Source organism: Paraburkholderia caledonica NBRC 102488 (assembly GCF_000685095.1).
GTDB lineage: Bacteria > Pseudomonadota > Gammaproteobacteria > Burkholderiales > Burkholderiaceae > Paraburkholderia > Paraburkholderia caledonica.
In genome coordinates, this window is sequence record NZ_BAYE01000024.1 from 68,778 (window position 1) to 89,034 (window position 20,257).

The 20,257-nt window shown below is 60.5% G+C and carries 16 protein-coding genes; 4 read left to right on the forward strand and 12 right to left on the reverse strand.

Features of this window, described 5'->3' with window-relative positions:
• Positions 1-21 precede the first annotated feature (21 nt).
• Together BCA01S_RS29520 and BCA01S_RS29525 are read left to right on the forward strand one after the other, a co-directional pair.
• Entirely contained in the window at positions 22-297 is a 276-nt protein-coding gene (locus BCA01S_RS29520; protein ID WP_020068605.1) for a hypothetical protein, read from the forward strand.
• 219 nt (positions 298-516) lie between these two features.
• Positions 517-1,740 (forward strand): winged helix-turn-helix domain-containing protein, encoded by a 1,224-nt coding sequence (locus tag BCA01S_RS29525; RefSeq protein WP_027779991.1) that lies wholly within the window; start codon positions 517-519, stop codon positions 1,738-1,740.
• A 21-nt stretch (positions 1,741-1,761) separates the two neighbouring features.
• On the opposite strand, the gene BCA01S_RS29530 is transcribed toward BCA01S_RS29525, so the two are convergent.
• From BCA01S_RS29530 to BCA01S_RS29545, 4 genes are all read right to left on the reverse strand, one after another.
• Entirely contained in the window at positions 1,762-2,361 is a 600-nt protein-coding gene (locus BCA01S_RS29530) for a LysE family translocator (protein ID WP_027779992.1), read from the reverse strand.
• Between the two features lie 166 nt (positions 2,362-2,527).
• A complete protein-coding gene (locus BCA01S_RS29535; RefSeq protein WP_027779993.1) occupies positions 2,528-2,785 on the reverse strand; it encodes a hypothetical protein in 258 nt (85 codons plus the stop codon).
• A 107-nt stretch (positions 2,786-2,892) separates the two neighbouring features.
• The gene (locus BCA01S_RS29540) at positions 2,893-5,076 is read right to left on the reverse strand and encodes an NHL repeat-containing protein (protein WP_027779994.1); all 2,184 of its coding nucleotides are present in this window, start codon (positions 5,074-5,076) and stop codon (positions 2,893-2,895) included.
• A 280-nt stretch (positions 5,077-5,356) separates the two neighbouring features.
• The gene (locus BCA01S_RS29545; protein ID WP_027779995.1) at positions 5,357-6,253 is read right to left on the reverse strand and encodes a DMT family transporter; all 897 of its coding nucleotides are present in this window, start codon (positions 6,251-6,253) and stop codon (positions 5,357-5,359) included.
• A 166-nt stretch (positions 6,254-6,419) separates the two neighbouring features.
• Here BCA01S_RS29545 and BCA01S_RS29550 point away from each other — a divergent pair, with 166 nt between their 5' ends.
• Positions 6,420-7,337 (forward strand): helix-turn-helix domain-containing protein, encoded by a 918-nt coding sequence (locus BCA01S_RS29550; protein ID WP_042319852.1) that lies wholly within the window; start codon positions 6,420-6,422, stop codon positions 7,335-7,337.
• A gap of 5 nt (positions 7,338-7,342) precedes the next feature.
• Here BCA01S_RS29550 and BCA01S_RS29555 read toward each other — a convergent pair whose 3' ends face one another.
• The 4 genes from BCA01S_RS29555 to BCA01S_RS29575 form a co-directional block, all read right to left on the reverse strand.
• Positions 7,343-10,363 (reverse strand): FAD-binding and (Fe-S)-binding domain-containing protein, encoded by a 3,021-nt coding sequence (locus BCA01S_RS29555; protein ID WP_027779997.1) that lies wholly within the window; start codon positions 10,361-10,363, stop codon positions 7,343-7,345.
• A gap of 69 nt (positions 10,364-10,432) precedes the next feature.
• Entirely contained in the window at positions 10,433-11,218 is a 786-nt protein-coding gene (locus BCA01S_RS29560; RefSeq protein WP_042319841.1) for a 2-keto-4-pentenoate hydratase, read from the reverse strand.
• Between the two features lie 3 nt (positions 11,219-11,221).
• Complete coding sequence (locus tag BCA01S_RS29565) at positions 11,222-12,508, reverse strand: MFS transporter (protein WP_027779999.1); 1,287 nt, start codon at positions 12,506-12,508, stop codon at positions 11,222-11,224.
• Between the two features lie 243 nt (positions 12,509-12,751).
• Positions 12,752-13,972 (reverse strand): pyridoxal-phosphate-dependent aminotransferase family protein, encoded by a 1,221-nt coding sequence (locus tag BCA01S_RS29575; RefSeq protein ID WP_027780001.1) that lies wholly within the window; start codon positions 13,970-13,972, stop codon positions 12,752-12,754.
• A gap of 160 nt (positions 13,973-14,132) precedes the next feature.
• On the opposite strand from BCA01S_RS29575, the gene BCA01S_RS29580 reads away from it, so the two are divergent.
• Positions 14,133-14,858, forward strand: coding sequence for a GntR family transcriptional regulator (locus BCA01S_RS29580; RefSeq protein WP_027780002.1), 726 nt, complete (start codon positions 14,133-14,135; stop codon positions 14,856-14,858).
• A 209-nt stretch (positions 14,859-15,067) separates the two neighbouring features.
• Here the strand turns inward: BCA01S_RS29580 and BCA01S_RS29585 are convergent, their stop codons facing one another.
• From BCA01S_RS29585 to BCA01S_RS35530, 4 genes are all read right to left on the reverse strand, one after another.
• Positions 15,068-15,319, reverse strand: a complete 252-nt coding sequence (locus BCA01S_RS29585; RefSeq protein ID WP_027780003.1) for a PAAR domain-containing protein — start codon at positions 15,317-15,319, stop codon at positions 15,068-15,070.
• Between the two features lie 13 nt (positions 15,320-15,332).
• Positions 15,333-16,058 (reverse strand): hypothetical protein, encoded by a 726-nt coding sequence (locus BCA01S_RS29590; protein WP_027780004.1) that lies wholly within the window; start codon positions 16,056-16,058, stop codon positions 15,333-15,335.
• Positions 16,055-18,502: a M23 family metallopeptidase gene (locus tag BCA01S_RS29595; RefSeq protein WP_027780005.1), complete on the reverse strand. Its 2,448-nt coding sequence runs from the start codon at positions 18,500-18,502 to the stop codon at positions 16,055-16,057. Before BCA01S_RS29595 ends, BCA01S_RS29590 begins: the two co-directional genes overlap by 4 nt.
• 2 nt (positions 18,503-18,504) lie before the next feature.
• The coding region (locus tag BCA01S_RS35530; RefSeq protein WP_042319844.1) for a type VI secretion system Vgr family protein at positions 18,505-20,257 on the reverse strand (1,753 nt) is incomplete at its 5' end.

The following is a 20,257-nucleotide window of genomic DNA, read 5'->3' on the forward strand; positions in this document are numbered from 1 at the left end:
GCTGGGACACAGGAGAAAAGCATGAACAAACGCGCGATCTTCTTCGCCGCCTTCGGACTTGCCGCCGCCTGCGCATCGACTGCCGCTTCTGCTCGCGTCGACGTGGGTGTGTTCGTCAACACGCCGGGCCCAATCTACGCCGCGCCCCCAGTGATGTACGCCCCGCCGCCAGTCGTCTATGCGCCTCAGCCCGTCTACGGTTACGGCTATCGCGACGACTATTACCGGGGCCACCGCTGGCATCACGATCATGGCCGTCATCGCGGCTGGGACAAGCATCACGGGCGCGGCTGGTAGCTTTTGCCCGCGCGTGCCGCGGAGGTGGAGACCTGGCCGCGCTCCGCGAGCTCAGCCACGGCCAGTTCACGACTCATCTGCCGCTTCGTCCGCCACACCACTGTTCATGCGCAGCGCGTGTGCATCAACCTCCGCTTTGCATTCACGCTACAGTAGCGTCTGCTGATTCAGGTCAGGCTCGCGCCTTCTCATCGCAGTCACTCACTGAACAATCTCCGCGTGAAGACTCTTCCGCTTTCCGCCGCCCGCACGCTGCATCTGGCCGCACAAGGTCTGCTGACACCGCCGCGCCGCAAGGCCGTGAAAGCCGACGTGCTCGACGCGATCCGCCGCATGGCGCAATTGCAGATCGACACGATTCACGTTGTCGCGCGTAGCCCTTATCTCGTGCTCTTCAGCCGGCTCGGCGCCTATGCGCAGCAATGGCTCGACGAATATCTTGCCGAAGGCAAGCTGTTCGAGTACTGGTCGCATGAAGCGTGTTTTGTGCCGATCGAAGACTACGGCCTGCTGCGTCATCGCATGCTGGACCCGAGCGGCATGGGCTGGAAGTACGCGGCCGACTGGCACAACAAACATCGCGAAGACATTGAGAAACTACTGGCGCACATTCGCGCCACGGGCCCGGTGCGCTCGGCGGATTTCGCTCGCGAGTCGGGCAAGGGCAACGGCTGGTGGGACTGGAAGCCGGAAAAGCGCCATCTGGAAGTGCTCTTCGCCATCGGGCAACTCATGGTGGCCGAGCGGCGCAATTTTCAGCGCGTCTACGACGTCACCGAACGCGTCTTGCCGGACTGGAACGACGCACGCGATCTGCCACCTTCGGATGTCGTCGCCGATGAACTGCTGCGCCGCACTTGCCGGGCGCTCGGCGTCGCGCGGGCCGACTGGGTGGCGGATTATTACCGTCTGCCGCGCCGCCCGTATCGCGACGAGCTCCATGCGCTTGCGGAGCGCGGTGAATTGATTCCCGTGCAAGTGGTCGGCTGGAAGCAGGACACGTTCGTGCACCGCGACCTCGCGCCCATGCTCGACGACGCCGCGAGCGGCAAACTCGCCTCGACGGTGACGACGGTACTCTCGCCGTTCGACCCTGTGGTATGGGACCGCAAGCGCGCCGCCGCGCTGTTCGACTTCGACTATGCAATCGAGTGTTATACGCCGGCGGCGAAGCGCAAATACGGTTACTTCGTGCTGCCGCTACTGAGCCGCGGGCGGCTGGTAGGCCGCGTCGATGCGAAGGCGCACCGCGCGCAGGGCATTTTCGAATTGAAGTCCGTGCATATGGAAGCGGGCGTGCGCCCCAGCGCTCGACTCGCCGGCGACCTGCGTCGCGCGTTGCAACGGTGCGCGGATTGGCACGGCACGCCGCAACTGCAAATCACATGGGCGGCGCCGGAATGGCTGAATGCATTGAGCGTGGATGAGTGCGTCGAACAGTAGGCGCGCCGCCGTCCTGTGCAGTCAATGCAGCGCCGACCATGCAAGCGACAGCGAAAAGACGCCGAGCAGGATCGACGCGCCGCGCTGGATTTTCGCCGGATCGAGCCAACGCAGCTTGCCGCTGCCCAGCGCCGCGCCGAAAGCGATCCATGCGAGCGCAATCGGCACGAGCAGGCACACGAAGATCAGCATGGCCGAGAGATAAGCGGGCCAATGCGCGAAAGCAGCGGCCGGAAAAATGGTGCCCGCGAACAGCAAGGCTTTGGGGTTGAGCAGCGTCGCAATGAACAGCGGGCGCATGCCGCTTGCGCGCGGCGTCGAGTCGGGTAGCGCGACGGCCGCGCGCCACATATCTATGGCCAGCCACGCGATGTACAAACCCGCCGCCACGCGCAGCAACGCGGGCAGCCATGGCAGCGCATGCGCGGCTTGCGCGAGAAACCGTCCCCAGACGGAAATAGAAACCAGGTAGCCGACAAGCTCAGCGGCGATAAGCGGTAGCGACCGCTTCAGGCCTTGGCGCAAACCTGCCGACGCAAGCAATGTATTAGTAGGCCCCGGCGTTATCAGCACGACGACAATGCCGGCGGCGAACAACGCGGTAATGGACGCAGAGAACATGAAAAAGGCGCAATGTTGAGGACAGTGCGCCTTTTTATCACAGACGGCGACTCGGCCAGCACCTGGCTTGGCGACGAGGCGCGAGGAGGGATCGCTGTCGTTAAGGGTTAGGCGTAAAACGCTAAACGCCAATTGCTGATGGCAAGCGTCAAGGCCCAACCAACGTTCAGTGTTCCAGCTTCGCGCGCAGTTCCCGCGCAGCTTCTAGCAGCCCTTCATATCCCGAACGCGCGTGTTCGGGCAAGTCCGGATCGCCGACAAACGCGCCGAGCGTTTCGATCAGGCTGTACAGAATCCCCTTTGCAGCACCTGACGCAATGCTGCCGGACGATACCTGCTGATCCACGTGACTGAGCGCTGCGTCGAGGTTTTCCAGATTGGGCCGGTCGCCGGTGGGCGGCGTAGGCGTTACGTCTTGCGTCATGATGAAGCGTCTCTCCGTTTGAAGCGGTAAACGAGCGATCCTTTCACGTTGTTATATACCGATCGCGGGTTGCCGTCTATTCGTGATCGGCGCGAACACGACCTGGACTAAGGTGTCCACCGATACATCAGGATTTTTGCGCGCGCGTCGTCTTCTACCAGTATCACGTACTCGCCGTTGTCACGTCTCGCCGCGCTGATGCCGAGATAGACGTCCACCCATCCGCCCGTGTTGCCCACACTCGCGCCGGGCGTCATATAGCCGACCGGCTGACCTGTGCGCGCGTCGTAGACATCGACCTTTGCCGTGTACAACTCGGCCACGAAGACATAGTCGCCGGCCACCGCGACGCCTACGGCGGTCGTTTGCGGATTGCTCTGCGTGTTCCACGGCAGCGCGACCGCGTACTGCTGCGTAGGCGCGCCCGAGCTCCAGTTGTCATAACGCGCGAGCACGGGGCCGGCCTCTTTCCAGTGGGTCGCATCCCACGGAACGGCGCTCGTAAAACCGGACAGATACATGGTGTCGGATTCCGCGATGTAGATGAGCCGTGCCAGTCGCGTGAAAGGCTGCGGCATCGCAAACATTCTGGAACTCGAGTAGGTGTAGATCGGATTGCCCGCTAGATCCAGCCCCTGCAAAGGCATCTCGCGAATGCCGCTCAGTGGTGTGGCAAGCCAGACGTTGCCCGGCGCGTCCACCCACCAGAAGCCGTTTCCCACGGTGCTGCCGGTCGACGGATTGCTGCTGATTTCGCTGGCGTCCACAACACCGTTACCGTTGACGTCGCGCCACAGCCATTCGCCATAGCCCGGCTGGCCCGAAGGCCACATGCCCGGCAGCGGATTTTGCGCGAGCAGCCCCGACGGAATCGCCGTCTCGCCATGTGCGGCGTCGAAACGGTAGACGTTCAGATAATGCGCGCCCGGATCGAGCGTATAGAGAAACGGCCGGCCGTCGATTCTTCGCACCATCGGCTCGCCGCGCACGCCGCGCGGCTGATGAAACGTGGGGTCGTCGGGATAATCGAAGCGATTCAGCGTGAACGCCGCGTACGACCATTCGCGCCCCACAGGCTGGTTGTAGTCGAGCGTGAAGCGCTTTGAACCGGTGTACACCGAAGCCGGCGTAGCCGGATCGAATGCGGCGCTGTCCACGAACGTCAGCCCATACAGCCGCCAGTTCAACGCATGCGAGCTGAACACATAGCTTTCGAGCACCGCACCTTGACCGACCGATGCGGAGCCAACCGGCCGCGGCCCTTCACCGTTTTGCGCGACATATAGATTGCCCGCCGGATCGAGCGCGATTCCCGTCATGCCGTTAAAGCGCCAGTTGCCCGGCACGCCCTTGACCGCATGAAAAATACCGTTGCGGGTTCCGAGCGGCGCGGCTGCTCGCGGTTGACCATGGGCGTCCTTGTTGAAGACGAGAATCTGCTGCGACGGCCCGTTATCCGCGACGAGAATTTGTCCCGCCGGCGTAACGGCGATGTCGGCCGGAACTGCGCCGGCGGGCAACGGCAAGGCGCCGGCAAGCGCGGTGCCATCTGCGCCAAAGTGCAAGATAGTTAGGTTTCCGGACGATATGCCGCTTATCACCCAGAGCGTCGAATCGGTGTCGATGGCGATACGTCCTGGTGAGCTGACGCTCCACGAACGCAATGGCTGCATCGTATTGGCGTTCAAAACGACGATGCGGTTCGCGTAGGTGTCCGAGAGGTACAGTTCGTTGTCGGTGGCGGCAAGTCCGCGGATGGCCGCGTCGGTACCGGTCGTTACTGTATCGACGGGCAGGAAGCTGTTTTTCGTTGCGTTCGCGCTATTGCCCACGCCCGCACTAAACGGCACGCCTGCCGAGAGATTCGCCAACGTGCGGCGCGTGATGCCAAACCATGTCTGTCCGGCCGGCGGATAGTCCGCGCCGACCAGTTTGTTGTTCTCGTTCCCGATCGACATTGCCGCGTACAGATACGTGTGGTTGACCGCGACGGCATCGCCGCCCGCAGCGCCCCAACCGTGCGTGAATCCCGCGACGCCAATCTTGTCGCCCCCGCGATACGCCGCTATTTCACTGCCGCTCTCGTCCCACGGCGCGTTCGTGAAAACAGTACCGTCGGCGCCCACCGCGATTGCCTGGATATCCTGCTGCATCCACTTGCCGTCGCCGAAACCGAAGCTGTTGCCGATCCACGAGGTAGTGTAGGTGAGCTGCGACTGCGCATAGCCAGTAAGCGGAAGAAGACAGTGGCAAAAAATGATTGCCGCGCCGAGGCGCGAAAAGAGTTTCACGACGATGTTCCCTTGCAAGTGACGTTTTCATCCTCGCATAGAAAACAGGTGAATTAATTGATAAAAAAATTGACGGTAAATATTTGATAAAAACGAATATCCCGCATGCATAGGGAGTGTGCGGCACGCCGGTTCTTCCGCGGTCTCGCTGCGTTATGTGACACAAACGGTTAATCTTGTCACGACGCGTCAATAGATCGTCAAATATCGTTTTCTTCAAATGCTATTTGTGAATCCATCCCAGCAAAAGTGCACTTTGTGCGCATAAACCCCGCCGTCATTAAGCGTGGCTGCGTCGCGCGAAAATGCGCCGCGTCATATCGAACGCAACCAGATTGCCGGCTACCACCAGCAGTAATCCAACCACTGCCAATGCCGACCACTGATAGCCTTCGAATACCGTCGACACAGCCAGCGCCACGATCGGAAACAGCACGGTCGAATAGGCGGCGCGCTCGGGCCCGATGCGCCCGACCAGCATCAGGTATGCGGTAAAGCCGATCACAGAGCCAAACACCGCGAGATACGCCAGTGCGCCGAGATAGCGTGTGGACGATTCGATAGCGAACGGGAAGCCGGCGAGCGCACTTCCTACGGTCAGCACGCTCGCGCCGATCAACATCGCCCAGCTATTAGTTGCGAACGGATGCAATCCCATCGACTGCATGCGGCTCGACAACAGGTTGCCAGCCGAAAAGCACAATGTGCCGAGAAACGCGATGCCAAGCCCAAGCCATGCGGCGTGGTCGCCGAGATGTCCGCTCATCTGCTGAACGAAGAGACACACAATGCCGGCGAGACCGAGCATAGCGCCCGCAATCGCCGATGGCTGCAGCGGACGCCCCATGAAAAGCCGTCCGTTGATCGAATTGAGAAGCGGCGCCGTGGAGAACACCACTGCCACGAGGCCGCTCGGCACAGCCTGTTCAGCGTAGTAGAAGCACAGAAAGTTGACGCAAAACAGCGCGAGCCCTTGCGCGAACAAAAATCGCCACGCGGCGCGCGGCGGCCACATCGGCCGGCGCATCATGCGCAACAGCGCGAACAGCACCAGTGCGGCGATCCAGAAACGCCAGGCGATGGAGACCGGCGGCGGCACTTCGCCCAACTGCCACTTGATCGCGATCCAGGTGGTGCCCCAGATCAGAACGGTAACGGCATAAAGCGACAGATTCATGGTCAAGCCTGCAACAGCGGATACAGGAGGTCGACTATGCGGCAACGCAGACGCCCGGACTTGTCCAGGATTGCGCATTTTCGGCGGCGAACCGCGAGCGCATATGTGCCGGGGCGCGGCCAGCCGTATACTCACGCTCATATCCCGCAAGAACGACATCAGTCCCGTGAAGCCGAGCCCGCCCGTCGCTGTGAATGACGCCACTGAAACGCCGTTTGGCATTCAGTCGGTGTGTCACACGCTCGGCAGCTCGAACGCGATCCTGGACCGGTTTGCGTGGCTCGGTGACGGACTGGCGATTGCCGTGTGGACGCGCGACACAGAAGTCGCCGAGACAGTCTACGATCGCCCGGGCCACCACACCCTCTCGTGCTATCTGGATGGCGGCTATCGCACCGAGCGGCAGAAAATGCCGGGGCGTTACGGCGCGCCGTCGCGGCTATGCGCATTACCCGGCGATCATGAATCGCGCTGGTGGGTGCGCGGCCATATGCATTTCATGCACCTCTATTTCCTGCCTGAGCACTTCACGCAACGCGCTGTGCAGGAACTGGACCGCGAGCCGCGCGAGTTGACGCTTGCCGATCGCACGTATTTCGAAGACGCGCGCATTGCCAGTCTGTGTCAGTCGCTTGCGAACGAACGTTGGGACGCCCCGGACGGTTTGCTGCGCACCAACGAAACCGCACATGAAGTGCTGAGCCTGCTGTTGCGCTCGCAAGGCGTGCGCCGCACCGGCCTGGCGCTGAAGGGCGGTTTGTCGGTCGCGACGAGACGGCGACTGCTCGATTACATCGAGAGCCATCTCGCAGAGCCGCTCACCATCGGTGAACTTGCAGGCGTGGCGGCGCTGTCGGAGTTTCACCTTGCGCGCATGTTCCGCACGTCGTTCGGATTGCCGCCCGCTGCGTGGATCGCGCAGCAGCGGCTCGAACGCGCGCGCATGCTGTTGCGCACCACTTCACTGCCGCTTCTGCGGATTGCCGAGCTATGCGGCTATGCAAACGCGAGCCACTTTAGCCACCGTTTCCGCGAAGGCGTGGGTGTGTCGCCTACCGCGTACCGGCAGGCTGTCCCGGCTTGAGCACGTCATTGCAGCGCCATAGCGAGCACACGGGCCACATGAATGGCCTCCACACCTGCGCCATCGTGAATCTGATGACGGCAACTCGTGCCGTCCGCGACCATGACGGTATTGCCGTCGATCTTGCGCACCGCTGGCAATAGCGACAACTCGGCCATGGCTTGCGACGTCGCATAGTGCTCCGCTTCGTAGCCAAAGCTGCCGGCCATTCCGCAGCACGACGATTCCACCGTCGATACCTTTAACTCAGGAATCCATTTCAGAACGGTTTGCACGGGCGTAAAGGCGTCGAACGCCTTCTGATGACAATGGCCATGCACCAGCGCCTGTGGCGTGTCCAAGGGCTTCAACGCAAGCGTCAGGCGACCCGCCTTTTCCTCGCGCACCAGGAATTCTTCGAAGAGGAACGCCTGTTTGGCGAGCCGCTGTGCTTCGTCGCCGAAGCCGTAGTGCAAAAACTCGTCGCGCAGCGACAGCAGGCACGACGGCTCCAGGCCGACAATGGGCACGCCGCGTTCCACGAAAGGCTTGAAGAGATCGAGCATCCGTCTCGCTTCGTACTTCGCTTCGTCAACCAGGCCCGCCGCGAGAAACGTGCGGCCGCAGCAAACCGGCCGCTCGCCTTCGCGCATGTTGAAGTGCACGGTGTAGCCCGCCGCCTCCAGTACCTTCTGCGCCGCCCTGGCGTTCTCGGGCTCCATGCTGTTATTGAAGGTGTCGACGAACAACAGCACTTCCTTCAGCGCCGCGCCATGCGCGTTCACAGTGGGCCTCGCGCTCGACAGAAACGACTTCCTGAAGCGCGGCAAGCTCCGTTCGCTCGCGAAACCGACCGCGCGTTTGAACAAGGACGACACGAGCGGCACATTGTCGGCAAGTGCGATCAAGCCCGGCATGCGGCTCGCGGTGGCAGCGTAGCGCGGCATGAAGGCGACGAGCTTGTCGCGCAGCGTCAGGCCATGTCGCTTGACGCGCGCGGCGCGCGCTTCGATCTTGAACTTCGCCATATCGACGCCCGTCGGGCAGTCGCGCTTGCAGCCCTTGCATGACACGCAGAGATCGAGCGTGTCCTTTACTTCGTCGCTGGCAAGGCCGGCCTCGCCTAGCTGACCGGAGATTGCAAGACGCAAGGTGTTCGCCCGCCCGCGCGTGACATGCTGTTCGTCTTTCGTCACGCGGTAGCTCGGGCACATCGTGCCTGCATCGAATTTTCGGCAGTGGCCGTTGTTATTGCACATTTCGACGGCCTTCGCGAGACCGCCTGCGAGGTCGTTGCCGCTGCCCGGCGCGGTTTCGCGGCCAGTCAGCGGATCGCGTTCGACGTTCCATGAGGACCAGTCGAGCGCCGGTTCGATGTGCCGTTCCCGATAGCCGGGCGCGAAACGGAAATAGCTCGCGTCGTCCATTTTCGGCGGACGCACCATCTTGTCGGGATTGAAGCGATTGTCCGGATCGAACAGCGCCTTGATCTCACTGAACGCATGGTTGAGTTTGGGACCGTATTGCCACGCCACCCATTCGCCGCGACACAGGCCGTCGCCGTGCTCCCCGGAATAAGCGCCCTTATATTCGCGCACCAATGCCGCGGCTTCCTCGGCAATCGCGCGCATTTTCACCGCGCCGTCGCGGCGCATGTCGAGAATCGGCCTAACGTGCAGCGTGCCGACGCTCGCATGCGCGTACCAGGTGCCCTCCGTGCCATGCCGATGAAACACCTCCGTCAACTGGCTTGTGTACTCGGCGAGATGTTCGAGCGGCACCGCGCAGTCTTCGATGAAAGACACCGGCTTGCCGTCGCCCTTCATGCTCATCATGATGTTGAGGCCGGCCTTGCGCACTTCCCACAGCGCCTTTTGTGCGTTCGCGTCCGACATTTCCACAACCGAGCCAGGCAAACCGAGATCGGCCATCAATTCGGAAAGTTGCCTGAGCGACTCGAGTTGCGCGTCGCGCGACTCGCCCGCGAATTCCACGAGCAGCACCGCTTGCGGCTCGCCGACCAGCGCCTTTTCGACGACCGGACGAAACGCAGGGTTGCTCATCGCCAGATCGATCATGGTGCGGTCGACCAGCTCCACCGCGACCGGCTTCAGCTTGACGATGTGCTGGGTCAGATCCATCGACTGCCAGAACGTCGGAAAGTTGACCACGCCCAGCGTTTTATGCGCGGGCAACGGCGCGAGCTTCAGCGTCAACTGACGGCTGAATGCGAGCGTGCCTTCCGAGCCGACCAGCAGATGCGCGAGGTTCGCCACGCCGTCGTCGGTATAAGCGCGCGGATTCTGACAGTCAAACAGGTCGATGTTGTAGCCGGCCACGCGGCGCAACACTTTCGGCACGCGCGCCACGATTTCGTCGCGCTCGCGTTGCGCGATCTGCTTGACGCCTTCGAATATCTGCTGCAAACGCGCGCCTTGCGGCGCATTGCGCAACGAAGCGAAACGCGCTTCGGTGCCGTCCGCGAGAATCGCGTCGATGGCTTCGACGTTGTGCACCATGTTGCCGTATTCAATCGAGCGCGAACCGCACGAATTATTGCCCGCCATGCCGCCGATCGTGCATTGCGCCGCTGTCGACACGTCCACCGGAAACCAGAGACCGTGCGGCTTGAGCCACGCGTTCAGATGATCGAGCACGACGCCCGGCTCGACCGTCACCGTGCGCGCCTCCAGATCGAAATCGACGATATTGTTCAGCCATTTGCTCGTGTCGATCACGAGCGCTTCACCAACCGTCTGTCCGCATTGACTCGTGCCCGCGCCGCGTGCAAGCAGCGGTACTTTCTCGCTGCGAGCAATTTCAAGTGCGATGCGCAGATCGTCCTGGTCGCGCGGCACGACGACGCCGACGGGCATGATCTGATAGATCGACGCATCGGTCGCATAACGTCCCCGGCTTGCTGCATCGAACAGCACGTCGCCACGCAACGATTTACGCAGATGTTGCGCGAGCGGCGTCATCAGACGCGCCGTGGACGGCACGAGATGAATCGGCTTGACCAGCAAAGCGGAAGTGGGATTCGTCATAACGTCGGTGTTGTTGCAATACGCAGAAATCGCGGCGCAACGCGGCAAAGCGCGCGAGCGCCCGAACGGTCAATACAACGTGACGCTTACCGATGGCAGTCCTTCGATGCGTCCGTGTGCCGTGCCCGCGCTTCGTGGGAAGAACATGCCGGTGTACGAACCGGTCGTCACGACCATTTCCGGCGTCACGGTGACGCCACGCGACGTCGCGTGATTGACAAGCCACGTGAGCAATCGGCGCGGATCGCCTGCGGGATTGGCTGGCGTCAATTCCACGACATCGCGTCCGTTGAAATCGAAACGCAGCGCGGGCGAGACAAACGGAAAGCTCTCGTCGTACGGCATGAATTCGCCGACGACGAGCGCGCCGTGGTTCTGCAAGTCCGCCAGTTGCGCGAGCTTGTCGACGTCCGGCCACGCGTCAAAACGGCTCGCGACGATTTCGATGGTCGCGCCGAACGAGCCGATTGCGGCATGCACGTCGGCCTCGCTATAAGGCGTTGTGGAGGGCTCGAAACTGCGACCGAAACGAAAGGCGATCTCCAGTTCCAGGCCCAATGGCGCGAAGGCCGCGCGCGGCACAGTAGCGCCGTCGGGATACCGGTCGACCTCCGGCAACGGCGCGCCCTGGATCGGCCCGCTGTCCGACTTGGCGCCGATCTTCCAGCCGCCGATGCGCGCGCCGGCAATGGCCAGGATCTCATGCTGGACCGCGTATGCCGCGCCGGCGTCGGTCGGCGTGAGATTGGGCGGAAGGTTGTCGAGCGTCGCATGATCGCGGCGCGCATCGGCGAGCAAGCGGCTCAGAGGCAACGTGGTCAGCTTCATGGCGTCGGCGCGAGAGGACTTAAGCATCGCTTACACGCCCATGCGGGGCGAGACCTGCCCCTTGTCCGCGGGATCGTCTGCAAACTTGCTCTCCGGTTGCATGCGGAACGCGAGCACGACACCAATCGCCATCAACAGCATGCTGCCGACGAACGGCAACTCCCAGCTGCCGAAGTAGTCGATCAGGAAGCCGCCCATCACGGGCGAGATGATCGCCGCGAGCGCCGAGCCCGTGTTCATCATGCCGCTCGCCGTGCCCGAGGCTTCCGGCGCGATGTCCATCGGAATGGCCCACATCGGGCCAATCGTCATCTCGGCGAAGAAGAAGCCCGACGCGAGACACGCCATCGACAGATACACGTTGTGCGTGAACATAATCGGAATCAGCGACAGCAGGCAGAACATCATGCACACCGACACCATCCAGCTGCGTGCGCGCTTCAGGCTCCCGGTTCGCTTGTAAATGAAGTCGGTCACGACGCCGCCAAGCGTATCGCCCACCACGCCGGCGAGGAACACGACCGATGCGAAGATCGCCGACTTCTTCAGTTCCAGGTGATAGCTGTGCAGGAAGTATTGCGGAATCCAGCTCAGGAACAGCCACAGTGTCCAGCCATAGCAGAAGTACACGATCGTAACGGGCGCCATGCGGCGAAACAGCTTGCCCCAGGGCACGCCCGCCGACTTTGCTTTCGGCGCGGGCAATACTTCGAGCTCTTCCTTCGTGATACGCGGATGGTCTTTCGGATGCTCGGTGAACGTCAAAGCCCACACGACGACCCACAATAGACTGAACGCACCGCAGATGTAGAACGATTCGCGCCATCCCCAGTTCGCCATCACGAGTACGACGATGCCGGGCGCGACCGCATTGCCGACGCGCGAGGCCGCATGCGTGATGCCCTGCGCGAAGCCGCGTTTTTCTTTCGCGACCCAGCGCGCCATCGCAGATGTCGCCGCCGGAAAGGTCGCGCCTTCACCGAAACCGAGCAGCACGCGCGCCGCCAGCAGCGAAATGAGGCCACCGGCAAAACCGGTCAGCAAGGTCGCGATGCCCCACACCGCGCCGCACGCGAGCAGCGTGCGTCTTGCGCCAAAACGATCGCTCACCCAGCCGCCGATAATCTGAAACAGCAGATACGGATACGCGAAAGCCGAGAACACCAGCCCGACTTCCGTATGCGAAAGATGGAATTCCTTGCCGAAGCCCGCCGCCGCCGTACTGACGTTGACGCGGTCCAGGTAAGTGATGAAGTACATGATGCAGAGCATCAATAGAACGATACTGGTCGCACTGGTCCCACGAAACCGCTTCATCGTCTCTCTCCATTTGCATGTATCGACGGCGTTCCTGAGATGGCGCGCTTCGTCGTCGCGAGGCGGCACGCGCCGCCTCGCCATCGCATTGTTCGGGCCGCGTTCTGTGCGCGGCTTCGTGATGGAACTGACTTCGTTGATGCCTGCTTTCGTTGCGGTCTGCTTTTTTCGATGCGTTGCCGCGGCTTGTTGAGCGGGTCCGGTTTTGCGACGTGGCCAGCACAGCTTGTTTTGCCGCTTCGTTCAGGCTGCCGCCTTCAAACCGGACGCTTGCGTCGGCTCGCTCAACCACTCCATAGCGGCAGGCAAGCCGCTTCCCTTGAGCGGAACGCCCGCGAGCCGCAAGCCCATTTCGCAACCTGCGAGCGTCGCGAGCAGCATCAGGTCGTTGCAATCGCCCAGATGACCGATGCGGAACATGCGCCCTTTCATCTTGCCGAGACCCGTGCCGAGCGACATGTCGAAGCGTTCGTAGATCAGCTTGCGAACGGCGTCGGCATCGACGCCGTCGGGCATCATCACGCCCGTCAGCACCGGGCTATATACAGCCGGATCGGCGCACTGGATTTCCAGGCCCCAGGCGCGCACCGCGCGGCGAGTCGCCTCGGCAAGACGCTCGTGACGCGCGAACACGTTGTCGAGCCCTTCGCCGAGAATCATTTCGAGCGCTTCGTGAAGCCCGTACAGCAGGTTCGTGTTCGGCGTGTAGGGCCAGTAGCCCGTCTTGTTCATCTCGACGATTTCATTCCAGTCCCAGAAGCTGCGGGGCAACTTTGCATGCTTGCTCGCGGCCACGGCTTTCGGCGAAATCGCGTTGAAGCTGATGCCTGGCGGCAGCATCAGGCCCTTCTGCGAGCCTGAAACGGTGACGTCGACGCCCCACTCGTCGTGGCGATAATCGGCGCAGGCAAGGCCCGAGATCGTGTCGACGAGCAATAGCGCGGGATGTCCTGCGGCGTCGATTGCGCGCCGCACGGCGGCGATATCCGAAGTCACGCCCGTGGACGTTTCGTTGTGCACGACGCACACCGCCTTGATCGAGTGCTGCGTATCTTCGCGCAGACGCGCTTCGATCATTTGCGGTTGAACGCCGCGGCGCCAACCCTCGATGCCGGGCAAGCCAAGAAACTCAGGCTTGAGCCCCAAGCTTTCGGCCATCTTTTTCCAGAGCGTTGCGAAGTGCCCGGTCTCGAACATCAGCACATGATCGCCGGGGCTCAACGTGTTCGAAAGCGCCGCTTCCCATGCGCCGGTGCCGGACGCCGGATAGATCACCACGGGATGCTGTGTCTTGAAGATCTTCTTAATCCCGTCGAGCACTTTCAGACCCAGTTCGCCGAACTCAGGGCCGCGGTGGTCGATGGTCGGGTAGCTCATCGCCCGGAGGATGCGATCGGGCACGGGGCTCGGCCCCGGAATCTGCAGAAAGTGACGGCCGGCGGGATGAAAATCTAACTTCAACATTGCGCTCCTCCGATTGAATTTTGCATGCAAAAAACTATATCAGACGAGTTCGGACAGGCGAAAGACCAAAATCGCCTTTGCGCACAGGTGTTTACCCGTGCTGTTTCGCCGTGCGCGGCTATCCGATAAAATCGAATCCAATGTGGATAAGGAAGTTTGTATGCAAAATTCGGAATTTGAGGCAAGCCTGCCCACGGCGGCCGTGTTGCCGAAAGTGGAGCGTCAGCGCTTGCATGACACGGTTGTGGAGCACATCCGCCGGTTCATCGTCGAGGGCGTACTTGAGCCGGGCAAGAAGCTGAACGAGCGCGAGCTGTGCGAAACGCTTGGCATTTCCCGCACGCCGTTGCGTGAGGCGCTCAAGGTGTTGGCCGCTGAGGGGTTGATCGAGATTTCGCCGAACCGGGGCGCGTCGGTGTGGAAGATGTCGGAGGCGGAGTTGCGCGAGACGTTCGAGTTGATGAGCGGTCTCGAGGCTTTTTCGGGCGAACTGGCAGCCGACCGGATGACGGCGGCGGAGCTTGCCGACATCAAGGCGTTGCATTACGCAATGCTCGCTTGTCGCGCGCAAAACGACCTGGCTGGGTACTACAGCCGGAATCAGGCGATCCACGACAAGATCAATGAGGCCGCGCGGAACTCAGCGCTTCGGCAGACTTATATCTCGGTGAATCGGCGCTTGCAGGCGCTGCGTTTCCGGTCCAATTTTCAGATCCCGAAGTGGGACAGCGCCATTCATGACCACGACGAAATGTTGAAGGCACTCGAGGCGCGGGACGGCAAGAGGCTCAGTCAGATTCTTCGGCAACATCTGCTTGATAAGCGCGATGCGGTCTTGCAGGTGCAGTCGAGGGAAGAGGCGGCGGGGTCGGGGTTGAAGGCTTGAGGGGTGTCGTACGTGCCGATGCGGGTCATGCGCTGGCGCGCAAGCGCGGAAATTTGTTCGATCGAAAGGTGCACTGACCTTTGGATAGCATCGTGTGATAGGCAGTCTGCGGGATAGGGTCATGGGGATCTCGTCCTGGACAAGCTAAGTGACTTGCCTGAAGTCTGAACAGGCGAGTTTTCCTCCGTTCTGCGACGTGGACACGCCGGCTAAACGATGCTGGAAATCAGGCTGCATCCGCATGTGGCACGGTGACCCTGTCGGGCAACCGGTACGCCGTGGTCAGTGATCTTTTCGTCGCCCTCGATGATGACATTGGGCTTTACGTCCGGATGCTGCGCACATGTCACATGGTCGCCCTTGCGGGCGACGCGCCTGCCGCCGTAATGCATGGTGTCGGAGGCGGTGATGACTTCGCCGCCGTGATCGGTGCTGTCGCCGAGTCGGATAAGGTCAATCATGATTGCTGTTCGGTTACTGGTTCACTGGCGAGTCGTCAGATTTGAATTCAATACTTTGCAAGACATTCAGGATCGAGCCATTTTTCTCATTTCTGAGATTTGCGCCACCTCCAGACACTCCGAGCAATATATTCTCCCCGTGAATGAAACAAAATCTCGAACCTTGATCTTTTGTCTTAGACCTGCTGTCTATCACGAATCCCCGAGTTTCGCTTAAGTCTATATTTTTGAATATCACGTCATCTTTACTTGAAATTGGTACCCATTGATTACCATCGAAATTTGCGGGGCACTTCAACGAATTCGAGTCCATGATGTCCTGCAACTCGGGAGAAACTTCGGCCCGCGTCGAACTGGATGACCACTTGAAATTTGAAATTTTGTCGCACATCAAGCCCATCCATTGGGTCTTCATGGTTTTAGGCTCCTCAAACCACCAATCGTATCCCGACGTCATCTCAGCCTGCTTCAGATGCGGCAGATGGTGGTCTGTTAGCGTGCGATTTGCGCGATAAAGTACAAGATCTGGGTCGTTGTATTTCACATGATCTCGCTTTCCAATTGTCATCGAAAATCGACAATTGCCCATATCAACCAGTATCACTGCTGGACCGTCTGCACTAGCAGTCTGTCCAGCCGCATTACCCACCCTAACCCACTGGTCTTGTGCAAACGCCGGATTAATAAAGGATGCGACTAAGAGAAACAAAACCACAGCTACGATAGGGCGGTAGTTCATGGCGCCTCTGAACGAGAAAAGTCAATAGGCAGGCAAGATGTTGAACTGTTTGGCTGCGGAAAATTCGTGACATCGAACAGGATCACTTGCGCATTAGCGAATGCCAAGAATCGAGACTGTATGTCCCAAATTGAGCTGTACTGACTTGAAGGTGAACCAGTATTTACGGTACCAGCAACCTTTCCAAACGCACTGTTTTCATAGTAGTACTTGGTCCCATGATCTGTATCGAGCGACCGCAGTGTGCTGGCTTGTTGACTTTCGTGTTCGTCCGCGCAGCTTGCTGCTCTCGACCAGACCCAATAGCAACCGGCACTATCCGCCGCTTCAAACGGATTGGCCGTTGCATTCCTCCTTTCGATAATTTCAGAGGGAATATGCGTTGACGCGTCGCTAAGCGAATTCGTCGGATCGTACATCCCTTTGTGCCCGTTTAGCATTGGTCGATGGGAGTCAGCCAGATGCGTATGCTGATCCAGGGTGGTCTTCACATCGCTGGTAACGGAAAGCCCTCTGAACGTCCAATACTTTATATAGTTGGTGGCGTGTGTAAGTTGCAACATCCCTCGTCCATCCCACGGTTTGTACCAGTAAGGTGATCCCTCATGGTACTTTTGAAACCATTGGGTTTCCTCTGTCGCATTTCCAAAGAACGACGCCATACGAACCGGTGATTGAACTCCATATTTGCGGATCGCATTGTTGAGTGCCAGCCGTCTTTGGATGGCATTGTGATCGCTCGCCGACAACATAGGATCTGCCCCATGTATGCTTACCGTTTGCCACTTCCAAGGCGTCCCTTTTTGTACAACATGTTTGGGCAGAAGTTGCTGAAGCTCACTTCGACTGAGCCACCCACACTTCCTGAAGTGTCGAATAAACGCGAGCGGGTGGAAATACCACAACTTTTTTCCCCCGGCCAATGCGGGGATACGATCCAGAAACTGAAGTTTTTTTAGGAAGCCGACAAACCTGTCGTAACCATCAGGGTCGGTGTCCTTGCGCTTCCCGAAATATCCGTCCGGGTTGTTCAAGTCCTGATATCGCTGGTCGTTGTTGGCCGGGTCCCATTCGCTGTTTGTATGGCAGACGAAACCGGCGAGCTTATTTCGCACGGTATCGTTGCCTTGCACGTAGTACGTGAGCTGATCATCCAGACTGAACTTCGGGTCGTCCTGGGAAACCTCGTATTCGACCGCCGTCGCATCGCCGACGAGCTGCATCAACTTGCGGTAGCTGAACAGGCCATTAGCATCCAGCGGTGCATTACCGCTGTTGATCTTCTGCCAGCCAGTAAAAAACGGAAAGTCAGCGTCCGAGAGTTTGATGATTGACGTTTTGCTGATATCGACGTAACCCTGCGTACCATTTGCATCGAACGGCACAGCAACCCAGGTCACTTTGTCTTGGGACAAGCTGAGTGTGGGCGGTAGCGAGAGGATGCGCCCGAATCGCAGCAGTTCGTAGCCATCGCTCGGGCAAGTTGGATACAACTTCAGTGCACGCTCATAGAGCTTGTATTCATATTCGGGGAAGCAATCTTTCACCGGCTCGGGCGTCAGCAATACGCAGTTGCCGTCGTCGCTCTCGTCCAGCCACGAGCGCGTGTAGCGCTGTCCCTTGTGGAAGTACGCCTCGACATACAGTTTGGCCTTGTCATTCGGTAACTTGCCTCTGCTTAGCGCGGGAAACCACGGGTCGTCATACGGCGTCCCAGGACGAGCTACAAATTCAGCCGTGGCGGGAATCACAAAATAGGCGTGCCCCCACCAGTCATCTGACGTGGGCTGTACCGGATTCTTTTCGCCAAGCTGGACTGTGTGGCCAGATTGATCGAACCACGTGGTGAAATCATCCTCGGTCATGAAGGTTTCGAAATGCAGGTGTCGCGTGCCCTGCGATGTGCCCCAGTGCCCGAGGATATCTTTGCGATATACCTTTTTGCCATTGCCCTGCTTTACGTTATCGCTCGCTTCGAGCAGCCACGCTGCGAGTGCAGTGGGCGAACTGTTCTGAGGTGAATTAGCTGGCGACCCAGTAAGTGATTGTTGCGCCGTCAGGTCCAGCAGATGCATGTACAGCGAATAGAAGGTAAGGGTGCGTCCGTTCCCCGTATCGGTTACGTGGCGCAGCAGCAGGAAGCCCGTGTTCGTATTCAGTGCCTCCTGGCCGGTCGCCTCATCAATATGGCCATCGGAGATGGGATTCAGACTGATGCGGTAGGCGACCACTTCGCCATCGGCGACGGCCCGCACGGGTTCGTCCAAGGTCGGTGGCACGAGATGGATGCCACCGTGCCAACGACGGTCAAAGGTGACGGGGAAGACGCCGTGGCAGCCTCGCTCATACGTTTCGACTACCGTCATCAGCTGATCGGGGTCAGTATTGTTGACGGCGCACGAATTGAATCCGGACTGGGGCAGGAAGGGTGGACTAATAATCATGGTTAGCGCGATTGAGGATATAGACTTGTTGTTTTCAGATCGCCTTGAGGCATCGTCGGTGAGGGCATACGTTTCGAATCCGGCCCCGGCACATCCCACGACGCGCCTCTCTCCAGAATCGGCCCCGGCGACCCGTTGATGATCCCGCCACCGTTGATCTGGATGTACGACCCGCCTGCACCGAGCCAGATTTCCTTTGCCGCCGTCAGCACGATCCTGCCGTCGGTGCTGCTGATCGTGAGGTCCTTGAGTGCCCCCAATGCCATCTGGTCGCTTTGCGCCTGGATGTCCACCCGGCCTTTGGCCGCGATCAGCTTCATGCCGAGCTGATATGCAAACACTCTGAATGCTCCGCGCACCGACGCAAACAGTGAGCGGCCCGACGACACACTCACATCCCGTCCCGCCGTGATCGCGTGATCGTTCGCACTCGCCATGTGCGTGCTGTCGGCCGCGGTCGTCGCGATGCCCGCTGCGCTCGCCACCACGACGTCCGGCCGTGTCATCTCGGGCGACGGGTTGTCCGCCGTCTTCTGCCCGCCTCTGACCGCCTCGTTCTGCGTCCTGATCGTGCCGGTGACGTCGCCCTGACTCGAACCTGGCGTCTGCGCGTTGTGCTTCTGCGCGAGCTGTGAAAGCTCCTCATGCTGCTGTCGCGCCTGCGTGAGCCGCGCCACCGTCTCGCCCATGTCCTTCACCGGCGCGCTCGCACCCGCGCGCGCTTCCGTCGTCAGCAACATGCCTCTGTTAGCGCGCATCACCGCATGCGCATCGGTGGCGATCTCGATTCCCTCACCGCGCGCCTCGGTGCGCCCCTTCGTGCCGTCAATGCGCGTGTTGAACCCCGCCACAAACCGCGAATTCGCCTGGTCGCTCACAAGCTGCGCCTGCATCCTGCCGGGCGTATCGTCCAGCGCGAGGTGGTTGGAGTGCAGACCGTACTCGAGGCTTTTACTGCGCATGCCGCTCAGTGCCGCATTGGCCGGCAGTTCCCACGGCGGCATGTTGAATCTGTCCACCACGAATCCCGCGACTACCGGCTGGTCCGGATCGCCGTGCACGTGCGCGACCAGCACCATCTGACCGGCGCGGCCGGGGGCGACGACACCCAGCTCGCCGCCCTGCCATTGCGTCATGACGCGCACCCAGATCGAGCTTGCGCCATCGAGATTCGCCCGCCGGTCCCAGTCGAACTGGATGCGCAGGCGGTTCCGGTGGTCGATGAACATTTCCTTGTCCTGCGGCGCGACCACCACCGCATATTCATAACCGTCGATGCGCGGCCGGGGCGTGAGCTGCGGCAACCGGAAATACTCGCTCGCCGGTTGCAGTTCGAACTCCGTGTTGACGGTGTATTGACGCCATGCGCCCGATGACGTGCCGACCTCAGTGATGTCCAGATCACAGCGCAGAACGATGTATTCGCAGTTCGCGCGCTCCTGCGGATAGCCCGCAAGCGTGAACGTGCGGCCCGGCTGAAGGGCCAGGAGGTGCCCCCTGCCGGTTGCGCGCAAACCCTGGCATCGCCGCGCTTCGAGCTTGACCCGCGCAAGGTACTGGCCTTCGATCTGCTCGTCGTTCGGATGGGCAGACGTGCGCCGCGCCTCGGGCTGAGCAAAGTCAGCGGGCTCGTACAGCTCGATGCGCTGGCTCGCCGTACCGCGCGCCTCCTCGTAGGACTCGCGGTTCGGCACAAGGCTTTTTGCCAGCCGCGGCTGTGCGTAGTTCTGGTCGTTGACCGTCGCCTTGCCCGGC